This is a genomic window from Streptomyces sp. NPDC093984, from assembly GCF_044764595.1.
GTDB classification, from domain to species: Bacteria; Actinomycetota; Actinomycetes; order Streptomycetales; family Streptomycetaceae; genus Streptomyces; species Streptomyces cynarae.
Genome location: NZ_JBIWIM010000032.1, coordinates 1 through 19,394 on the forward strand (window position 1 = coordinate 1; position 19,394 = coordinate 19,394).

The following is a 19,394-nucleotide window of genomic DNA, read 5'->3' on the forward strand; positions in this document are numbered from 1 at the left end:
CCGCGAGCTCTACCGGCACATCCAGCCCCGAGCCACCAACCAGGTCCCTTCTGCGGCTTGACGAAACATAGGGGCTTCCTCTCCGCCCACAAGGCGCCGGTCGTGCACAAGTGGCTCCTGGCCCATCCTCGGTTCGAGCTGCACTTCACCCCGACCTACTCGTCCTGGATCAACCAAGTCGAGCGGTGGTTCGCCGAACTACACAGGCGATGTCTGGAGCGCGGCGTGTTCTGCTCACTCGACGCGTTGAAGACCGCGCTCGAGGACTGGATCAAGACCTGGAACGAGCAGGCCCGGCCCTTCAGATGGACCAAAACCGCGGACCAGATCATCGACTGCATCTGCCGCTACTGCGAAAGGATCTCCGGACCGGATCACTAGACTGGGTTCCCCACCATCAGACCCGTCGCCTTTCGTGCGGACGGTACTTCGACGCCGTGCGCGTCCCCGCCTACACCGCGGAGCCCGCTCTTGCGCTGCTGGGAAGCGGGATCGGGCCTGTGCTGGCGAACAACTACGCGCAGGCCTGGTTCTTCCTCTTGCGTCCCGGCGTAGCGCAGCTCGGACGCTGGGATATCCGCGGGGTACGCCTCCTCAAGCGGGGCACCGCGATAGCCGTCCCGCCGTACCACGTCACGGCCAGAGACGACGTCCGCTGGGTCGTACCACCCGGTGTCGGCGTCACCAACGTGCTGGACCTTGAAAGCGCCCTTGCCGGCAGAGCACCCGCACCCCAGCGACGAGCACGGGCTCGTCCCACCGTCCAAGTGCGGTGAGCCGCACTGATCATGGGCCGCCACCCAGGGCGCTGCTGGTCGCACCGCGAGCCTGCAGTCGTCACAAGCCGTCCGTCCTCGAGGTATGGCTCTGCCCAGGGCTCGGCGTTTCGGCCAACTTCCTTCCGACGCAGCTGCCTTGCGGGACAAGGGTCGGTGCAGCCCACAGCTTCAGCGAACCGCTCAATCCCGGGACGCACGGACCGACCGAAATACATGTGTTCGAAATCTCTGCCGGCTCGTTGAGCCTCACGACCACGCCGGACGACCGTCAAGGGGGACACGTTGACCTCGGCCGCCACCAACGAAGAGCACGGCAGCGCGCCTCCTCCGCCACCGCCGGCGGAGATCACCTACAGCGGGCAGTACTCCGTCAACCCGCTTGCCGAGGTCTCCTTCCGGCGGATGTGCGCGCAGATTCCTTCCGTCCTGGGCCGCATCGCCCGGATGTCGTGGCGGACCGACCGGCAGGCCGTGCAACTCCTGCTCGGATGCCAGGTGATCACGGGCGTCTCGGCCGCCGTGCTGCTGGCCGCCACCGCCCACGCTATGAAACCCATCCTCGGGGCCGGCTCGGCCGGCGACCGGCTGCGCGGCGCCTTGCCGGCCCTGCTGCTCGTGGCGCTCGCCGCCGCGCTGGGCCGCGGCGCAGGGGCGGTGGCGTCGTACGCCGAACGGCGGATCACGCCCCGTCTGACCACGGAAACGGACAGCGCGCTGGTCGAGGCGGTATGCCGGGTCGAGGCCGCCGCGTACGCGGAAAACGGGTTCTCCGACCGGCACGAGGCGGCCGAGATGGGAGTGATCCGCACCCACGTGATGGTCACCGACGCCCAGCGGTTCCTGTCCGCACTGATCCGCATGGTCACCGCCGGCGGTGTGCTGTTGGTACTGAACCCGCTGATGATGCCGCTGCTCCTGCTCGCGGTGCTGCCGGCCGGTGTCGGCGCGGTCTTGACCGCCCGGGTCGACTACGAGATCCACTACGCCAACGTCGCCGACCGCAACGTGCGCGGCATGATGCGCTGGTGGGCGACGACGTCGAAGTACGGCGATGAGGTCCGCGCCAACTCGATGACCGACTACCTGGTCTTCTGGTACCGGGCCCTGTCCGAGCGGTGTGACCGGCGCACTCTGGCCGCCGCGCCGCGGACCCTGCGGATCGCCCTGCTCTCCGCGCTGGCCGGCGGTGTGTTCCTCGTCGCGACCTGGGGAGCCCTCGCATGGCTGGCCGTGACCGGCCGGATCGATATGGCGGTCGCTGCCACGGCCGTCATCGCCGTTCAGAGCACGCTCGCCGCTCTCTCCCAGGTCGTCATCAACGGTGCCGCGGTCTTCCACACCAGTCTGTACTTGAGCGACATGCAAGCGTTCCTCGACGATGCCGCTGCCCGCGCCCCCAAGCGCGGCCCACGCACGATCACGGAGCCGGTGGAGGAGATCCGGCTCGACGACGTCGTCTACCAGTACCCGGGCAAGGACAAGCCCGCAGTCGACGGTGTCTCCCTCACCCTGCAGCGCGGCCAGATCCTCGCGATCGTCGGAGCGAACGGCTCGGGGAAGTCCACGCTCACCCGGCTGCTGACGGGGATCTACCTGCCAGACAAGGGCAAGGTCACCTGGAACGGGACCGACCTTGCCGACGCCGACCCTGCCACCGTGTGGGCGAACACCGGACTGGTGCCGCAGATCTTCGCCCAGTGGCCGCTCCGGGTGCGTGAGAACGTCACCCTTGGCCAGCCCCGCACTCACCACGACGGGCCGGTGTGGGAAGCCGTGGACGCGGTCGGGCTACGCGAAGCCGTCGAAGACTTGCCGGTCGGCCTGGACACCCTCCTGGCCCGCGACGTCTTCGGCGGATCGGAGCTCTCCGGCGGGCAGTGGCAGCGCATCGCGTGCTCCAGGGCCCTGTACCGCCGCCCGGGGCTGTTGATCCTCGACGAGCCGACCTCGCAGATGGACCCGCGCGGCGAGCACCAGATCTTCGAACGGATCAAGGCCATCGCCGCCGACCGCATCACCATCGTGGTCACCCACCGCCTGGAAAACACGAAGATCGCCGACCACATCGTCGTGATGGAGGACGGCCGCATCACCGAACAGGGCCGTTTCGACGACCTCGTCCACGCCGGCGGAATCTTCGCCGAGCTCCTAGAACTCTCCCAGGACCGCTGACCGCTTTCGTCCCGCCCGTTCCGCCCTCGCGGAGCGGGACGGGCACAACCAGGAGAAACCGTGTCCCTTGCCCTCACCGCAGCCCGCGGCCGCGGCTTTCCCACGTCCGGCTCGCACCTGAGTGCGGGGTGCACAGCGTGAAGAGGACCAAACCGCTGCCCGCAAAAGTGCAGCGCTGGCCGGAGCAGCACATCCCATCCATCGTGGCCGTACGCGATGTCTCACATGACTGGCCCCGCTCCCGGGTGTGGGAGCTGGAGGCCGCTGGCGAGGTGCGCAGGTTTGTGAAGGTCTCGCCGAGCGAGAAGTTCTTCACCCGCGAGACTCGTGCCTACCGTCACGTCCTTCCTGCGCTCGGGCACGGCCGCGCGCCCCACCTTGCCGACAGCCGTGCGGAGGACCTTGTCCTGCTGCTCACCGCGGTGCCCGGCACCCCGGCGGCCGGGATCGCTCTGTCCGGCGCCGAGTGGCGGGCCGTGCACCAGCAAGCCGGCACACTGTGCGCTCGTCTGCACGAGGCAGGTGAACTCGACCGCACCGACCGGGCGGAGGCTGGGGCGTCCCTGGAGGCTGCCGCCGATGGAACGGAGAAGTACCTGGCCCGCGCCGGGGATCGACTCACCGAGGACGAGCGGCAGGTGATTCGCGACTACGCGGCCCAGCTCCGCCGCGTCGGCCCGGTGTCCGTCGGATACATCCACGGCGACAACCAGCCGAAGAACTGGCTGCGGTCCCCAGCGGGGCTCGCGCTCGTCGACTTCGAACGAACCCGGCCGGCCGCCCGCGTTCAGGACTTCGTCATCCTCGCCGTCACCGAGTGGCTCGACCACCCCGATCGTGAGAAGGCGTTTCTCCAGGGGTATGGGCGAGAGTTCACCGACGCCGAGCGGCACGCCCTGCGCTGCCTGACCGCGCTGGACGCGGTCAACTGCCTGGCCTGGGGCCCGGACAACGACCATCCCGAAGTCACCGCCCGGGGCCGGCGGACGCTGGACCTGCTCATGAGGGAGAACATGCCGTGAGCCGCGTCCACAGGAGCATCTCGCACGTGATGGTCCTGCTCCAGCGCCCCGACGACGGGAAGGTCCTCGCGGTCCGTCACCTCCCGAGCTCATGGCACTCGCCCAACCTACTGACCATCATCGGAGGCCGTCTGGAGCAGGGCGAGTTCCTCGACGAGGGCGCGGCGCGCGAACTTGCCGAGGAGACTGGGATCCACGCAACCCAGAGCCAGCTGGAGTTCTGCCAGCTCGTTCACCTCCACGCCGTCGACGGGGAACGAGTAGTGGGCGTGGTGTTCCTCGCCCGGGACTGGGAGGGCGAGCCGTACAACCGCGAGCCGGGCACCCACAGTGAGCTGGTCTGGGTCGATCCCACCAGCCCTCCCGGCGACTGCCACCCCTTCACCCACGAGGTCCTGCGTCACTTCGTCGCTGGACGCCGGTACGCCAACGTCGTCGCCCCGGAACTCGCGGACGGCGGTGAGGCGGGATGACGATCGCTGCCCGGGCACCGCAGACCTCCGCCTGGGCGACCCCGGCCTTCCGGTGCCTTCTCCGGAGCGAGGCCGTGAGTCTGTCCGGTTCGGCGGTGAGCACCATCGCCCTGCCCGCGCTGGCCGTCCTGGAGCTTGACGCCACCGCCGGGCAGGTGGCCGTGCTGGCCTTCCTCGGGCAGCTCCCCAGCATGCTCGCGCTGTGGGCCGGTGCCTTGTCGGACCGGTATGCGAAGCGCCTTCAGCTCATCGTCGCGGACGTGGCGGCGGCTGCGGCTCTCGCCACGGTGCCGGCCGCCGCCCTGACCGGCGTACTCACCATCGGCCAGCTGTACGTGGTAATGCTCGTTCTCGGGGCGGCCAAAGTGCAGCACGACGCCGCGGCCATCAGCCTCCTGCCGGGCATCGTCGCCCCGCACCTGCTGCATGACGCCAACGCCAAGCTCGGCGCGGCGTCGTCGGTCGCCGACAGCGCCGACAGCGCCGACAGCGCCGGCAGCAACGCAGGCGCCGCCCTCGTCGGCGTCGTCGGACCAGCGCGGTCGGTCCTCGCCGACGTCGCCTCCTTCCTCATCTCCGCCCTCCTCGTCTGGCACATCCGCACGCCCCCTCCGCCCACTCACCCCGTCCGGCAGCACGGCCTCCGGCGGGACATCGCCGAGGGCGTGCGGTACGTGATCGGACAGCCCACGATCCGCATCTTGATCGCCGCCCTGGCCACACTCTCCTTCGGCCTGGCGATCATGAGCACCTACTGGGCGTACTACCTGCTGACGGCACTCGGCGCTTCCCCGACCACCTTCGGGCTGATCATGGGCGCCGGAGGCACGGGGAGCCTGGTCGGAGCGCTGTTCGCGCCAAGAATCGCGGCCCGGCTCGGCGTCGGCTGGACGATCATCACCGGGTTCGCAGTCAGCCCCCTCGCCCAGGTGCCGCTCCTCCTCGCCGGGTCCAGCCGCGGCTGGCAAATCGTTCTGGCAGGAACGCTCGCCGTGCAGCTGTTCTGGGCGACGGCAGCCGGGACCAGCCAGAGATCGCTCCGGCAGATCCTGTGCGACGCCCGCTTCCAGGGCCGGATGCAGGCGGCGAGCACCACAGTGACCGCCGGGAGCCGTCCCCTGGCCGCCGCGACCGCCGGTGCTCTGGCGCTCCTGCTCGATGTGCGGGCCGTCCTCATCATCGGGGCGCTCCTCCAGGTCGTGCCTGTAGTCCTGCTGCTGGCCTCCCCCGTACGCGTCCTGCGGGACATGCCCGCACCGCCCGACGCCGCCTCAGTGCCGCCCGCCCGCGAAGGAGCCTGATGACCACCATTACGTCCACCGCGAGCGCCGCCTATTGGGAGCCCCTTTGGGCACAGGGCCGCCAGTACCGGCAGGTCCACGACACCGAGAGGCGACTGATGGGCGAACACCTCGGTCCCGGCCGCGCCCGTCCCGCCCTCGACATCGGCAGCGGAGCCGGTGCTCTGGCCCGGTACCTCCATCACGACCTCGGCTACCGCACGATGGGCGTCGACTGCTCGCCCACCGCCGTCGCGCTCGCCACCACCCATGACACCGGGCCTGGACCGACCTGGCAGTGCCTGGACATCACCACCGCCGACCTCAGCGCGCTGCCGGAGCCGGCGTACGCGCTCATCACCTGCCGTCTGGTCTACCGATGGATGGACGACAAGGCGGACTTCGTCAACCGTATCCGTCGGCTCCTCACGCCCGGCGGGGTCTTCTGGGTGGTCACCGAGATCGCCGGCCGACGCGCCGACACCGACCCCCTGCAGCACCTCGGTATCACCCGCGCGGAGGCCGAGACGCTCACCGCGGGATGGTCCGTCGTCCGCACTGCCGACCTCGACGTACTCCGCTGCTACGCGCTGCGCCCCTGACCCCACCCCGCTACCTGATGGAGGAGCTTGTGACCACCGAGAAGGACACCATCGAGACTTGGAACATCTACGGGTCCCACCAACTGGCCAGGGGCCTTGAACTCCCGGAACTGGACAGGTGGGACTGGGGCATCCCGAACACCGGACCCGGCATCGAAGTCCTCGGCGATGTGGCGGGCATGCGTGTCCTCGATCTCGGCAGCGGGCTCGGCCGGCACGCCGCGCGGCTGGCCAGCCTGGGCGCCGAGGTCACCGCCGTGGACGCCTCTGCCGCCCAGCACCAGCGCGCCCTCGCCCGCTACCCGGACACCCCAGGCCTGCACCTGGTGTGCGCCGATGCTGTCGCTCACCTCCAGGACGCGGCCCCCTACGACCTGATCTACTCCGTCGGCGGCCTCCCGTACCTGGACCCTGGCCGGCTTCTGCCCGCCCTGGCCAACGGACTCAAGCCGGGCGGACGCCTGGTCTTCTCCGCGCTGCACACCAACTCCCACGGCGTCGGGCCCTCGACCGAGGTGGCTCCGCGGCCCGAGATCCTTCGGCTGCCCGGCACCACCGAGGACCACTCCGTGGCCATGTGGGTGCTCGCGCCCCAACTTTGGGAGGACCTGTTGGTCCAGCACGGCCTCGCCGTAGAAACGATCACGGCGGTCGATGCTCCGCAGCAGGACCAGGCCCTGTCGTACCGGCTGTACGTGGCCCGCCGACCGGAGCGCGTGCCGAGCAGGCCCCGCACGGCCGCGCCGCCCCCGCCGAACGCTGCGCTCGGCGTCGGCGTCATCGTCCACGGTCCCGACGGTGTCCTGCTGGGCCGCCACCGTCGCGGCACCTGGGAGCTCCCCGGAGGGACCGTGGAGCCCGGCGAAACGCTCGCCGAGGCCGCGGTACGGGAACTCGCTGAGGAATCCGGCCTGGTGGCAGCGCCCGACGGTGTACAGCTGCTGGGTACCCTCCTCGACCATGTCGGCGATGTCGTCCGGATGACGGTTCCGGTCCTCGTCACCAGTTGGTCTGGCACTCCGCAGCGCCAGGAAGAGACCATCGGGTCCTGGCGATTCTGGGCCCTGGACGCACTGCCCCAACCGCTGTTCGTCACCAGCAGCCAGTGCCTGACCGCCTGGAACCCGGCCCTACGGCTCGACCACCCAGCCGCCACCTTCCAGCCTTACGGCGGGGACTTGTGGGAGACCATCGGCCGTCTCGCCGACCTCTTCACCGGCCTGGACACCGCGCGTGGGCTGCCGCAGGAGCAGCAGTGGACGCTGCAAGCGCTCAAGCTCGCCGAGGAGGCCGGCGAGACCGCTCAGGCTGTGATCGGCGCCCTGGGCACCAACCCCAGAAAGGGGCAAAGCCACACCTGGCAGCACGTTCAAGGAGAAATGGTCGACACTGCGATTACCAGCATGGTCGGGCTGTACCGGATGCTCGGCAACGAGGCGCCGGCGTTCCTCGACGCAATGCTGGGCCAGAAGGCCGCGAAGTTCCTCCTCGACGACCGCGTCGCGACCGTACAGTCCGTGGAAGGGGCATGACGACCCTGGTGGGCGCCGCCCGGCGACGCCTCGCTGGCCTATCTCGTCCACGTCCCCAGGACGGGGACCACCCGGCCGAGAGGCAGGTGAGAGTTCTTCCTCCACGCCTTCGGCGAGCAAGCACCGCAGCTCGCCGAGCAACTGACGGCCGCAGCCAGACTTGGAACCACACCCTGCGCGACGCACCGACCCAGTCCTGCTCGCCTATAGGACCGGCACACCCGAGCGACTTCTCCCCGCCGAGGACGGACCGGGCAAGGTCCACTGCCGCTCGGTCTTCCAATGGCCCGTCCGCGACGCCCTTCCGCTACCGCCACTACCTCGCTGATCGCACCACCAAGCCACCACATCACCGACGCCGCCCAGTCGGCATCCGCGACCGCGCCCGATTCACCTTTAGGAACCTCATGACCAGCACATCCCTACCAACGGACAGCAGTTGATGCCGTGCAACCAGGCCACAGCAGGCGAGGTCACCACCGCCCCGGCCACCGCTGCAGCACAACCGCTCCTCGACACGACCGAGGACACCCGGCACTTCCCCGCCCACACATCACGTCTCGAGCCTGTACTGAGGAAGGGGCGTTGCCAGTGTGGGGAGATCGTCTACCAGGTAAGCGGAGACCCGGACGATCCCCACCTGTGCTTCCCTGATGATTGAGTGAGTTCAAGGGCGCTCACAGGGGTGGCGGATGGACGAGTGGTGGCTGGTGTTGGTGCCGGATCCGGAGCGGTGGGGGCCGCTGCCGGAGGAGGGGGTGCTGGGGGTCCGCGACCTGCCAGCCGCCTTGGAGGCGGTGGGGCTTCGGCCGGGCGACCCGGTATTTGTACGGCCTGATTTCGTCGTGGACGCAGAATTGCTGCAGTTCGCTGTGTCGCCCGATTTTCGCGACCTGGAGAGAGAATCGCGTCGGAATTACGCGACGGATATCCGTCTGCTGCTGTCGTGGCTTTGGCGGCGGGGCGTTCACTGGCGGGCGGCGACCGACGCGGACTTGCGCGCGTACAAGGAATTCCGCGTCGATTCGCCGTTGAATCCGCAGCGAGTCGGCGGCGCGAAGTGGAACCGGGAGGCAGCCGCGCTGACTCAGCTCTACAAATGGGCGAAGGTGAGTCCTCTCCCGTTGGACGTGGGACGTCGCGCGGACCGGGAGGCAAGCGCGCGTAGCTCTCGGGTGTCGTGGCTGACGCCGCGGACCTGGGGCTTGTGGCAAGACCTGGGTCTGCGAGGACTTGGCCGCGACGGGGCACCGTTGCCCGGCTGGGACGGACGAACAGAACTGCGGAACACCTCGTTCGTGGGGCTGGCGCTGAGCGCTGGCCTGCGGCGTCAGGAAGCCGGGGCGATGCTGACGTTCGAAGTGCCGACCCGGCGCCTTCGGTCAGGACGTTACTGTCATGGCCAGGTAGCTCGCGCCCTGTCGCGGTCGAAGCGTGACCGCACCTACTACACCTCGGTCGAGTCGGTGCACCAGCTCGCTGCCTACAGCGAGTCCGAGCGGACGTGGGCTATCCAGCGTGCCCAGGAGGAGGGCCGCTACGAGAAGCTGCCGCTGATGAGGCTGGTCACGAACGTGACGCACGGCCCGGCTCCGGTTGTGCACTGGGTGGACCGGGCCGGGGTGGCGGGCAGGCGGGAGTTGAGCCTGCTGGACTGGCGCGAGCGGCTTACAGCAACGGCCCCATCCGCGAGTACCTGCGACGGCGGGGAATCCGCCACACCATCCCGGAGAAGGCTGACAGCGAGGCCGCCCGCCCACGCAAAGGCGCACGTGGCGGACGGCCACCCGGCTTCGATGAGGACCGCTACAAGAAGCGCAACACCGTCGAGCGGGCGATCAACCGCTTGAAACAGTTTCGGGCGGTGGCCACTCGCTACGACAAACGCGGCTACGTCTTCCTCGGCACTGCCACCGCGGCGGCCGTCGCCATCTGGCTCCGAACCTGAACTCCTACGCGACCCAGCAGTAGACGTTCTGGCTCCGGCGTCGGGCGCTGCTGACGAGAGCAGCCAAATCACCCACGATCGCATCGGCGATCTCCGCGTCGATGACCTCGCCGCCCTCCGCACGCGGCTGAGCCCACGAGGCAGCGACGTCACGCAACCTGGAGTGCTCGGCGTCCGCGAGTGCACTGGACAGGCGAGGCGAGATCGCGAAGACGGCGCGAACACGAGGCTCACCGGCTTCGACGAGTTCCTCGAAGCTGCCGCCCGTCAGAAGGCATTCCCACTCGAGCACGGCCTCCTCGGGATCGAAGCTGCCGAAGCAGGGGGACTCGAATGCCTGTCCCGGCCCGGTCTGGAGGGGCAGAGCCGCTGACGTGTCGTCCGGCGCCACGAAGAACTTGACGATGGTGCTCACCCGGGCATCATGCCTGACTGCCCGTGATCGTGATCGGCCGGACAAGTCCTACCTATCACTGTGAGTTTGGTTTGACAGCAACGGCAGCTTGCCGGAGCTTTGAGGTGCGCCGCGAGCCGGTGGGCAAGCGCATCATCATTGAGACTTCGCCCTCACCGATGCGCCGGTCGGAGACCTAAACCAAGGCAGAGCATCGGGCGGACCAACGAACCCGATCGTTGTGGGATAACGAATGGCCGGTTCGTGGGCGGCGGCTACCAAGGCGGCAGCGTCGCTGACCTGCCAGGGACGCAGCTCAAGACCGCTGGGGAGGGCAAATACGGGCTGTTCCATTTGGGCCAGGCGGCCTGCTGGAACGACGGGCGGGACCGGTGAGGTGATCATCGCGGCATCGTGCCACAGCCCGACGTCGAACCCGCAGCAATTGGTGCCTAAGGGCTGTCCCGTAACTACCGTTCGCGTCTGTGCCAGCAGACTCTTGGATGCGTCGCCTGGCGGTTCGAGGGGCGGCACGCAGCAGGCTGCTCAGCCTTGCGGCTCCTGCGGCTTGACGTCGAGCTCACGCAGACTTTGGTCCTTGAGCTCGGTGCGGGCCTCCGTGCGGTGGCCACGGGCGATGTAGTCCCGCACGATCGCCTCGATCGCGTCCTGGGGCGAGCCGATCCCCGCCAGGACCATCACTTCCACTACGAGTTCGGCGTCGAGACTGATATTGACCTTGGCCACCGTGCCCCCTCATCGCGTCGCAGCTGCACTTTAGCTGCTCATGGTTCCGCAGCATGCGCTCAAGATTCGATCTCAGGAAGGCCCCGAGTGCGATGATCTTGCTGTGGCTGGTGTGATCACGGCGTCGGAGCCCTCCTGGATAACCCCGTTCACCGGGCTGAGCCCACGTCAGTTCGGCATGCTGATCAGCGCGCAGCGGCGTGAGGGCGCGGACCCGCTCCGCAAGGGCCGGCCATGGAGCCTGCCGCTGGAGGACAGGGTTCTACTGGTCGCCGCGTACTGGCGCACGAACCTGACCCTGCGGCAGCTCGCCCCGCTGTTCGGCATCTCGAAGTCGGCCGCCGACCGCGTCGTCGACCACCTTGGGCCGTTGCTGGCGCTACAGCCCCGCAAACGGTTCCGCAAGGACACCGTGCTGATCGTGGACGGCACCCCCGTGCCTACGCGTGACCACACCGTCGCCGAGCAGTCGAAGAACTACCGGTATTCGACCAATCACCAAGTTGTCATCGACGCCGACACCCGGCTCGTCGTCGCTGTCGGCCGGCCCGTGCCCGGCAACCGCAACGACTGCAAGGCCTGGGAACTGTCCGGTGCGAAAGACGCCATCGGCAGGACGACAGTGATCGCGGACGGCGGCTACCGGGGCACCGGCCTGGTCATCCCGCACCGCCGCGAGCCCGGCCAGGCCGAACTCCCGGCCTGGAAGGAGGAGCACAACGCTTCCCACCGCAAGGTCCGCGCCCGTGTCGAGCACACCTTCGCCCGCATGAAGACCTGGAAGATCCTGCGTGACTGCCGCCTCAAAGGCGACGGCGTCCATCACGCGATGCTCGGCATCGCTCGCCTTCACAACCTCACTGTGACCGAATGACCAAGAAATGACGCTGGTCAACCGGCATGCCATAGATCATTTACGGGACAGCCCTTGGCGGGACCGCAGAGGCAGATCAAGAAGTTCCAAGAATTTCCTTAAGCGCCTCGACCTCAGCAACTGGATACGGGTATGACGGCCATGAACGGCGAAAGCCTTCGACGCCCAGGCCGCTGATCAATTCAACGGTGGATGAAAGTACATCAGATGCGAAGACTCTAGGATCGATCTCTTCTGCCGCCCACCGTTCCTCGCCGAGACCTCGCCCCCATTCGGAATGCATTGCCACACGGAGGTTCAAAGAATCTCCGTGTGGCTCCAAAGTCCACCGAATCTCTCCTGGCTCATTGTCGAACGAGAACTCCTGACGAGCCCCAGTATCGAGAACTAGCCTTGCGCCTTCCAAAAGGACACGAAACACATCAGTCGAATCGCTGACGGTTGCACGGTAAGGGGGCGAACCCTCTCTCAGCAGCTCAAACGATGCCCAGCCATACTGCACCTGCATCCAATTGAAGATGTGCCGAGCCACAGAGAGACCCTCCTCAGTCATTTCGGTCACTTCGGATACGCTGTCCAAATCCGCCCGTTACGAACGACGATCTCAGCGACTCTTGTCTCATTTCCAGCCCCGTTCACGCCGATCGTTCGCCCGAAGTCATACTGATGGATGTGCCCAGGGCCGTTGGGGTTAGGGAGCTCAGGAGAATTATTCACACCTTCGAGAAGGTTGTCGCCAAGGACATGTTCGTCATCATCATTCCAGATGAAGTCCTCGTTGAACTCTCCCGGCAGATCAGTCTCACCCGCGCGAATTGCCTGATCGCGCCCACCAGGGCCATGGCGATACTCAATATGAGCCAACCGATCGTCGTTGATCGCTGCATTTCCATTGCAGTTATGCACTAGGACCGGCGTCGCCCCCGCCAGCACATAGTACGTGTGGAGGGTACCGACGGTGAGGTCGTAGGTGGTGCCGTGCTGGTGGAAGTTGTGGACTGCGGTCACCGTCACGGTGGCGCCGTCGGGGCGGCGCAGCTCCGTGCCGGGGGCGAGGTTGTGGGCGTCGGTCCAGCGGTGATGGGTGACGTCCCAGAAGGGGTGGTGCCAGGTGGTGGTGAGGGAAGACTGAGCGAGAGCGTGAGCGGATGCGTGAGCGGATGCGTGAGTGTATGCGTGCTGCGGTGGGTCTCGGACTGGGGTTGTGTCCAGGGACAGCGTGGTGAAGTCGCTGTCCGCGTGGGTGACGATGACGTTCTGGACCGTTTCCGGCGCGGTTACGCCGGTCTGCGGGTCGGTGGCCAGGACCGTGTCGCCGGCCTTGACTTTGCTGATCGCTTTCGATGAGCCGTCCGCGAGACTGACCGGGGTGCTGGGCAGGAAGCTGTGTGTTAGGCAGCCTCCGGCCTCTTCGACCGCGTCGGCCCCGGCCCTTTCGGCGTCCGCGATCGCGCGTTCGGCCGCAAGCGCGTCTTCTGCGACCTTGGCGGCCTCTTCCGCGTCCTTGACCGCGGTGTATGCGCGGTCAAGAGAACGCCAGACCTTGAATGCTTCGATACCGACCTTGATGGCTTTGAAGGCTTTGCCCCATGGGACGGCGTTGAGGGCGGTGTTGACGCAGCCCATGACGTCGCCCTTGGTGAAGCAGTTATAGGCGTCAGTGAGGCCGATGACGTCCGCTATGAGGCTGAGTATTTGGTGTTTGAAGCCTGCGGCTTGTTTCTTGGCTGCGGCGACGGCGGCGTCGGCTGTTGCTTTTTGACGTTCCAGGGCGCGTTCTTCCGCCTGGGCGCTGTTCGTGCTGTTGCTGACATTGGCCTTGTACTGCTTGCCATATGCCTCGGTGTTGTTAGGGGTGCTGCCCGAGCCAGGGTGGTCGTTTATCGACCTCTTGATTCCTTCCCGGTCGCCTGGGGTGTAGTTGATGCAGTAGGGGCAGTTGCGGGTCGGGCAGTCGACGTCCGCGCAGGCGCCGGAGGGGTCGGAGGTGGTGACGGGGCTGTCGTCGGCGTAGTCGTAGGCGTTCCACGACTGCGGGGCGCCGGTGTCGAGGATGGGGTCGGGGCTGAGGAAGCGGCCGATGGAGGGGTCGTATTCGCGCGCACCAAGGTTGGTCAGGCCGGTGTTGTCGTCCTGCGTGCCGCCGACGAAGCCACGTTGCCCTGCGGTCCAGGTGCCGGACTGGTTACGTTGTTCACCGAAGGGCTTGTACTGACGGCGGGTGACCTGCTGGGTCTGGGAGTCGATCGCGAGGGTGCTGGTGCTCTGCCGGTCGGGGATGAGGTAGGTGAAGTGGCCGTCGGAGGAGTGGGTGGCCACTGTTTGGCCGGCGAGGGAGATGTAGCGGACTCCGTCGGCGCTGGTGGCGTCCTTCTTGAGGGTGATTTCCTCGTCGCCGGTGTAGAGGGTGGTGGCGTCGGCGCTGCGGCGGAGCAGCAGGTTGCCGTCGGCGTCGTAGAGGTACTTGGTGTCGCCGCTGGTGCTCGTGGAGGACAGTTCCGCCAGCTTGCCCTCGTCGTCGTAGGTGAGGGTGTCGGTGCCGGCGCGGGTGGTGCGTGTGTGGACGTTGCCGGCCGCGTCGTAGGTGTAGCTGTTGGTGGTGTTGGAGGCCGCGTCTGCCGGCACCACCTTGTTCACCTGGGTCACGGCGTGGGCAGGGCCCTTGCCCGCGGCGAAGGGGATGTAGGTGGAGGTGGCGTCGTGGGAGGTGTCGCCGGCGGGGTCGTGGTCGACCTGGCTGGCCCGGGCGCCGGTGGCGTCGTAGGTCCAGCTCTGCCAGTACGGGGAGGGCCCGCCGACGGTGGAGGAGGCGCCGGGTTGGGGGGTGGCCGTGCAGTCGTCGGTGGCCGTCCACGCGGCCTTCAGGCGTTGTGCCCAGTCGTAGGTGAAGCACTGGGTGTCACTCGCGCCGGTCTCCAGCTTGTCGGTGATCTTTGTGACGTTGCCGGAGGGCTGGTAGGCGTAAGCGGTCTTGTCGGCGATCGCTGCGCCGGACTGGGTGACGGTGGTCGAGCTGGTCAGCCGGTGGGTCTGGTCGTCGTAGTTCAGGGTTTGCTGGGCGAAGTTGCCGTCGGTGCCGTAGGTGAACTGCTGCGGCTCATCGAACTCTGTGTAGCTGAGCTTGCCCACGTAAGACCACGTGTTGACGCCGCCGACTGCGATGGGGCGGTTGAAGGCGTCGTAGGTGTAGCCGATCGTTTCCTGCGGCAGCTTGACGCTGGTCGGATCCTGGTCGGTGTACTGGGCGAGGGTGCCGGTGAGGTTGTAGGTGTTCTGGTGGATGTAGTTCCCGGCAAGCGCGCCTTCGGCGGTGGGGACGACGAGTTCGGTGGCTTGGACCCAGCCGTGGCTGTCGTAGCCCAGGACCTTGTTGGTGTAAGCGGTGCCGCTGGTGCCGCCTACGTAGCGGGTCGAGGAGGTGGGTTTGCCCTTCTTCAGCGTGTCGTACGTCCAGGACGCCAGCTCGTTGCCAGCGGAGGGGCTGGCGCCGCCCGTGGTGTCGTACTCGGCCGTCCTGCGGCCCATTTCGTCGTACTGGTAGCTGATGGTCTTGTTGCGGGCGTCGGTGGTGGTCAGCAGCTGGCCTGCGTTGTCGTAGGTGGAGGAGGAGCTGCCGGTGTCGGGGTCGGTTTGGGATATGCGGCGTCCGAGCAGGTCGTAAGTGCTGCTCCAGGTGTGTCCCTGGCCGTCGTCCTGGCCGATCTGGTGACCTGCCGCGTCGTAGCTGTAGGTAACGGTGTCCGCGGCGCCGGTCGGTGTGGTGCCGTGGTAGCGCAGGAGTTTGACCGTCTGGCCGCGCGCGTCGGTGTACGTGGTGGTGGGCGTGGCGCCGGCAGGCGGGGCGACGTCGACGCGGTCAGACCCCGGGTAGGCGGTGGTGGTGCGCCAGGTCTCCGTGGCGAAGTGGTAGGCGATGGAGGCGGTCGCCCGGCCGGCTCCGTCGTACACCGTGCCGGTCTGGGACGGGGTCTGGTTGTCGGCTGCGTCCACCAACGTGCCCGACGGGGCACCAGCGTTGTAGTACGGGGCGGAGCTGCTCACTGCCCAGCCGTGGGAGTCGTAGACGGTGTCGGTGATGACCCGGCCGCCGTCCACGGTCGCCGTTTGCGTCTCACGCTGGCGCAGCATCGCGTCGTAGATCGCGATCGAGGTGCGGTAGGCGTTGTTGTCGTTGAGGGTCTGGGTGGTGACCGTCGACGGGGCGCTGGGGTTGAGGTTGTAGCTGTACTTGGTGTTGGGGTTGTTGGTGGTGGAGAAGCCCGGGTTCCACACCGCGGTGAGGCGGCCGAGCGGGTCGTAGGTGCTGGTGGTGGAGTATCCGGCCGCGTCGGTGGTCTTCAGGTCCAGGCCGCGGGCCGGGTCCAGGGTGGTCGTGGTGGCGAAGCCGGTCGTCTGGCCGGTGACCTTCGGCTGGGTGACCTTGATGGAGGTCGGGGAAGCGCCGGTCGCCGGGGTGTAAACCGTGGTGGTGGTGCGGTTGTCGGCGTCGGTCTCGGTGAGTTCGCGGCCGTAGGAGTCGTAGGTGTTCTTCAGCGCCGTGATGTAGTGCACGGTGCCGTCGGCGGTGACCGAGTCGGCTTTTTGCACCATCGTCACATCGCCCTTGGTGGGCGTGGCGGTGTTGTCCGTGGAGCCGTCGAAGAACGTCAGGTCGTCGCTGATCAGGTCCTTCGGGTAGGTGGGTGTGGCGGCGCAGGAGACGGCGACCTCCTGGACCCTGCGCGGGATCGGCAGCAGCTTGCCGGAGGTGTCCTGGGCGTACCAGGTGCGGGTGCAATTGTCGTCCGCCGACGTCGAAACGTCGCCCTTGTCGTCCACTGACTTGGGCAGGCCGGTGGCGTCGTCGAGCGTGTAGTCGATCTCGGTGGTGAGCTTGGTGCCATCGGCCTTGGTGGTGATGGTGCGGACGCGTTGATTGTTGGTGCGGTGGGCGACCAGCGGGTCCAGGCCCGCTTTCGTGCGGGACTGGGTGGCTGTCGCCGCCGAGCTCCAGGGGTCGGTGATGCCGTCCGACAGCAACGCGCCGCCGTCACCGTTGAAGGACTGGCCCTCGAAGGCTTGGCCTGCCAGCCAGTCGGAGTCCTTCTGCGCATCGTCGCCCGCGCTGTCGTTGAGCGTGACGCTACGGGTACCGGAGGAGGTCTTGTCGCCGTCCATACCGCGGAAGTACGTCTGCCGGGACTTGGTGAGCTGGGCCGGCGAGGTGCCGGTACGGGTCACCACCGTGCCGTAGCCACGCCACTGGTTCCAGGTGCGGTACTTGGCCTGGGTAAGTGGGTCGTCGTTGAAGTGCCAGGCCGGGGCGCTCTCGCTGTAGTCGTAGGAGGTCTGGACCGGCAGGCCGCCGGCGGTCGGGTCCTGCGTGGTCACCGTTTTGACGACGAACTTGTTGAACCAGTCCAGCTGCGGGGAGGTCTGGCCCGGTGGCGTCCAGTACTGCGGGTAGCAGAGGTAGGTGTTGGTGTCCTGGCTTGCGGGCAGCACCGTGGTGCCGGAGCGGTGGCACTGCGGGCTGGAGTAGTTGGCCGTGATCACCTCACCGGACTCGGTGGTGATCGTGGTCAGCCGCTGGCGGGTGATCGGCTGGTAGCCGTCCAGGCCGTCGACCCGGTTGGCCAGCGCCTGTCCGGCGAACTTCACCGGCGGCAGGGCCAGGCTGCCGCCGTCCTTGCCGGTACGGGTGATCGACGACAGCCACAGCGACGGAGTGGTCGTGTCCCCGGTCGCCGGGAAGATGTGGGTCAGCGACCAGGCGTCCACATCCTGGTAGGCGGTACCGACCAGGACTTGCGTACGGATGCCCGTCAGGCGCTTGGTGGTGAAGAACGCCGGCCCGTGGTTGTTGCACGTGCCCGATGAGGCGCAGATCTGATCGGCGGGAACGTCCGGCCAGTGCGAGGCGTTGGCCGAGGTCAGCTTGGATGGCGCGCAGTCGAAGCTGGAGTCGGGCAGGCAGCGCTCGGTGGTGTCGAAGAAGACCTGCGCCGCGGCTGGGGCGGTGGTGTCGTAGACCTTGCCCGCCAGCTGACCGTACTGGATCTTGGAGAGGTAGCCGCCACGGGTGTAGACGGTGGGGGTGGCCGAGTTGTTGTTGCGGCCGTAGTAGTTCGTTTCGGGCGTGTACCAGTAGCTGATCGCGTTGCCGTGCGCGTCGACGGCGTAGTCGAGGTTCCACCGGTATGCCTGCTGGCACCAGGAGGCATCGAAGGTGGAGGCGTGGCACGGCTCGCCCGTGTCGTTGCCGTACACCGGTGTGGTGAACACCGAGTTGGTGGTCGTGTTGCCCGATGCCCAGCCGGGCAGCCGGTTCAGGCCGAAGTAGTACTTGGTGCCGTCGGCGGTGGTGACGACGAAGTACTCGTTGTTGTTGTCGCCGTTGACGGTGTCGGTCTTGATCTCGATCTTCTCGCCGTTGTCGCCCTGCGGGTGCCAGGTGTTCGTGGCGTCGTCGTGGACGAGCGTGTTGGACGAACCGTTCAGCGACAGCGTGAGCGTCTGGACCGCGTCCGACCAGCACTCGTCCGAGGTCTTGGGTGTGCCGCTGGCCGCGTCGTCGGAGCAGGCGGGGTAGCTGCGCTCGACGAAGCCGGGTGAGTAGTCCCAGCCGTCACCGATCCACGAGGACTGGGCGTTCGTCGAGGAGGTGCGCCCGTCCACGCTCTGTGAGCTGTAGCCGAGCGACACGCTTGGAGTCAGGCCTCCGGGAACGTCCGGTACGGAGATGGGATACGAGTAGCTGAAGGCGCCGCTCGAACCACCGGCGGACCACTGCCCGGACGGGGCGAGTGAGGTGGCCGCGTAGCTGCCGCCGCCCCCGGAACCACTGGCCACCGCAGCCAGCACCATCGGCTGGACGTTCGTGCCGCTCTGTGTGGCGGTGCGGGTGGGCAGCGCGAGGTCAGCGGAGACCGTCTGCGTCTTGACGTTGTTGGTGGAGGGCAGCGGAGTCTGCTTGCGGCAGGCGGCGGCCTGCGGAGTGGTCAGCGCGCAGGCCGGCAGCCGCACGAGGTGCAGGCGACCGGCCCAGTCGCCGCCGTAGGCGTCCTTGAACTGCGCATAGTCCAGACCCACCTGCGCGGCCCCGCCGGACGTACCGGCGTCCGGTAGCACGGAGAAGACCACCCCGCGCACGCCCAGCTTCTGAGCGGCCGCCTGGCCCGGCAGCGTCACGTGGACCCGGGTCCCGGCACCCGCACGACGTGGGCCCTTCGTCGCGCCGATGGACACTGGCAGGGCGCGGGCCTGCTTGGCGACGGTACCGTGCGCGGGCACCTGCACGTCGGCTGCGGCTGCCGCCGGCCAGGACGTGTGTGCCTGGGAGGCGTTCCAGCGGGCCATGTGCGGCGCCTTCACCGCCCTGCCCTTGACCGGTAACACGGGCACCGATCGTTCCTTCTTCGCCTTGACCAGGTAGTCGGGGCGATGCCCCTCGGCGGCTGCGCCCTGAGGTGACAGGAAGGTAACCAGCAGAGCGAAAGCGGCGATCGCGACGGTCCACAATGCGGGCACCCTGCGCATCCGCATGGTTTTTCCGAAAATCCGCCACCGCGAATTCCGACGCACTCCGGACC

General features: G+C 67.6%; 12 protein-coding genes and 1 pseudogene. 9 read left to right on the plus strand and 4 right to left on the minus strand.

Annotation, left to right across the window (positions count from 1 at the left end; translation table 11 throughout):
- The first annotated feature begins 57 nt into the window (after window positions 1-57).
- The 8 genes and pseudogenes from ACIRC0_RS38615 to ACIRC0_RS38650 form a co-directional block, all read left to right on the plus strand.
- Complete coding sequence (locus tag ACIRC0_RS38615; RefSeq protein ID WP_403626474.1) at window positions 58-381, plus strand: transposase; 324 nt, start codon at window positions 58-60, stop codon at window positions 379-381.
- A gap of 680 nt (window positions 382-1,061) precedes the next feature.
- The gene (locus tag ACIRC0_RS38620; RefSeq protein WP_403626477.1) at window positions 1,062-2,951 is read left to right on the plus strand and encodes an ATP-binding cassette domain-containing protein; all 1,890 of its coding nucleotides are present in this window, start codon (window positions 1,062-1,064) and stop codon (window positions 2,949-2,951) included.
- 137 nt (window positions 2,952-3,088) lie between these two features.
- Window positions 3,089-3,973: a phosphotransferase gene (locus tag ACIRC0_RS38625; protein ID WP_403626480.1), complete on the plus strand. Its 885-nt coding sequence runs from the start codon at window positions 3,089-3,091 to the stop codon at window positions 3,971-3,973.
- Window positions 3,970-4,446, plus strand: a complete 477-nt coding sequence (locus ACIRC0_RS38630) for an NUDIX domain-containing protein (RefSeq protein WP_403626482.1) — start codon at window positions 3,970-3,972, stop codon at window positions 4,444-4,446. Before ACIRC0_RS38625 ends, ACIRC0_RS38630 begins: the two co-directional genes overlap by 4 nt.
- The gene (locus tag ACIRC0_RS38635; protein ID WP_403626485.1) at window positions 4,443-5,747 is read left to right on the plus strand and encodes an MFS transporter; all 1,305 of its coding nucleotides are present in this window, start codon (window positions 4,443-4,445) and stop codon (window positions 5,745-5,747) included. The genes ACIRC0_RS38630 and ACIRC0_RS38635 overlap by 4 nt, the downstream gene beginning before the upstream one ends.
- Window positions 5,747-6,328 (plus strand): class I SAM-dependent methyltransferase, encoded by a 582-nt coding sequence (locus ACIRC0_RS38640; protein ID WP_403626488.1) that lies wholly within the window; start codon window positions 5,747-5,749, stop codon window positions 6,326-6,328. The genes ACIRC0_RS38635 and ACIRC0_RS38640 overlap by 1 nt, the downstream gene beginning before the upstream one ends.
- A 29-nt stretch (window positions 6,329-6,357) precedes the next feature.
- On the plus strand, window positions 6,358-7,860 hold the full coding sequence (locus ACIRC0_RS38645; RefSeq protein ID WP_403626491.1) for an NUDIX domain-containing protein: 1,503 nt from the start codon (window positions 6,358-6,360) through the stop codon (window positions 7,858-7,860).
- 1,666 nt (window positions 7,861-9,526) lie between these two features.
- Window positions 9,527-9,808: pseudogene (locus ACIRC0_RS38650) on the plus strand (IS5/IS1182 family transposase); the annotation flags it as partial.
- 4 nt (window positions 9,809-9,812) lie between these two features.
- On the opposite strand, the gene ACIRC0_RS38655 reads toward ACIRC0_RS38650, so the two are convergent.
- Window positions 9,813-10,223 carry a hypothetical protein gene (locus ACIRC0_RS38655; RefSeq protein ID WP_403626494.1) on the minus strand — a complete coding sequence of 137 codons (411 nt, stop codon included), beginning with the start codon at window positions 10,221-10,223 and terminating at the stop codon, window positions 9,813-9,815.
- Window positions 10,224-10,748: 525 nt separating this feature from the next.
- Complete coding sequence (locus ACIRC0_RS38660; RefSeq protein ID WP_356935954.1) at window positions 10,749-10,949, minus strand: type II toxin-antitoxin system VapB family antitoxin; 201 nt, start codon at window positions 10,947-10,949, stop codon at window positions 10,749-10,751.
- Between the two features lie 103 nt (window positions 10,950-11,052).
- Here ACIRC0_RS38660 and ACIRC0_RS38665 point away from each other — a divergent pair, with 103 nt between their 5' ends.
- A complete protein-coding gene (locus tag ACIRC0_RS38665) occupies window positions 11,053-11,823 on the plus strand; it encodes a transposase (RefSeq protein WP_403626497.1) in 771 nt (256 codons plus the stop codon).
- A 76-nt stretch (window positions 11,824-11,899) separates the two neighbouring features.
- On the opposite strand, the gene ACIRC0_RS38670 is transcribed toward ACIRC0_RS38665, so the two are convergent.
- Window positions 11,900-12,385, minus strand: a complete 486-nt coding sequence (locus ACIRC0_RS38670; protein WP_403626500.1) for a hypothetical protein — start codon at window positions 12,383-12,385, stop codon at window positions 11,900-11,902.
- Complete coding sequence (locus ACIRC0_RS38675) at window positions 12,382-19,347, minus strand: RHS repeat-associated core domain-containing protein (RefSeq protein WP_403626502.1); 6,966 nt, start codon at window positions 19,345-19,347, stop codon at window positions 12,382-12,384. Before ACIRC0_RS38675 ends, ACIRC0_RS38670 begins: the two co-directional genes overlap by 4 nt.
- Window positions 19,348-19,394 lie beyond the last annotated feature (47 nt).

What these genes read in the sequence shown, in the direction of transcription:
- ACIRC0_RS38635 (WP_403626485.1), top strand. Translation starts at nt 4,443, where the DNA reads ATGACGATCGCTGCCCGGGCACCGCAGACCTCCGCCTGGGCGACCCCG.
- ACIRC0_RS38640 (WP_403626488.1), top strand. Translation starts at nt 5,747, where the DNA reads ATGACCACCATTACGTCCACCGCGAGCGCCGCCTATTGGGAGCCCCTT.
- ACIRC0_RS38675 (WP_403626502.1), bottom strand. Translation starts at nt 19,347, where the DNA reads ATGCGGATGCGCAGGGTGCCCGCATTGTGGACCGTCGCGATCGCCGCT.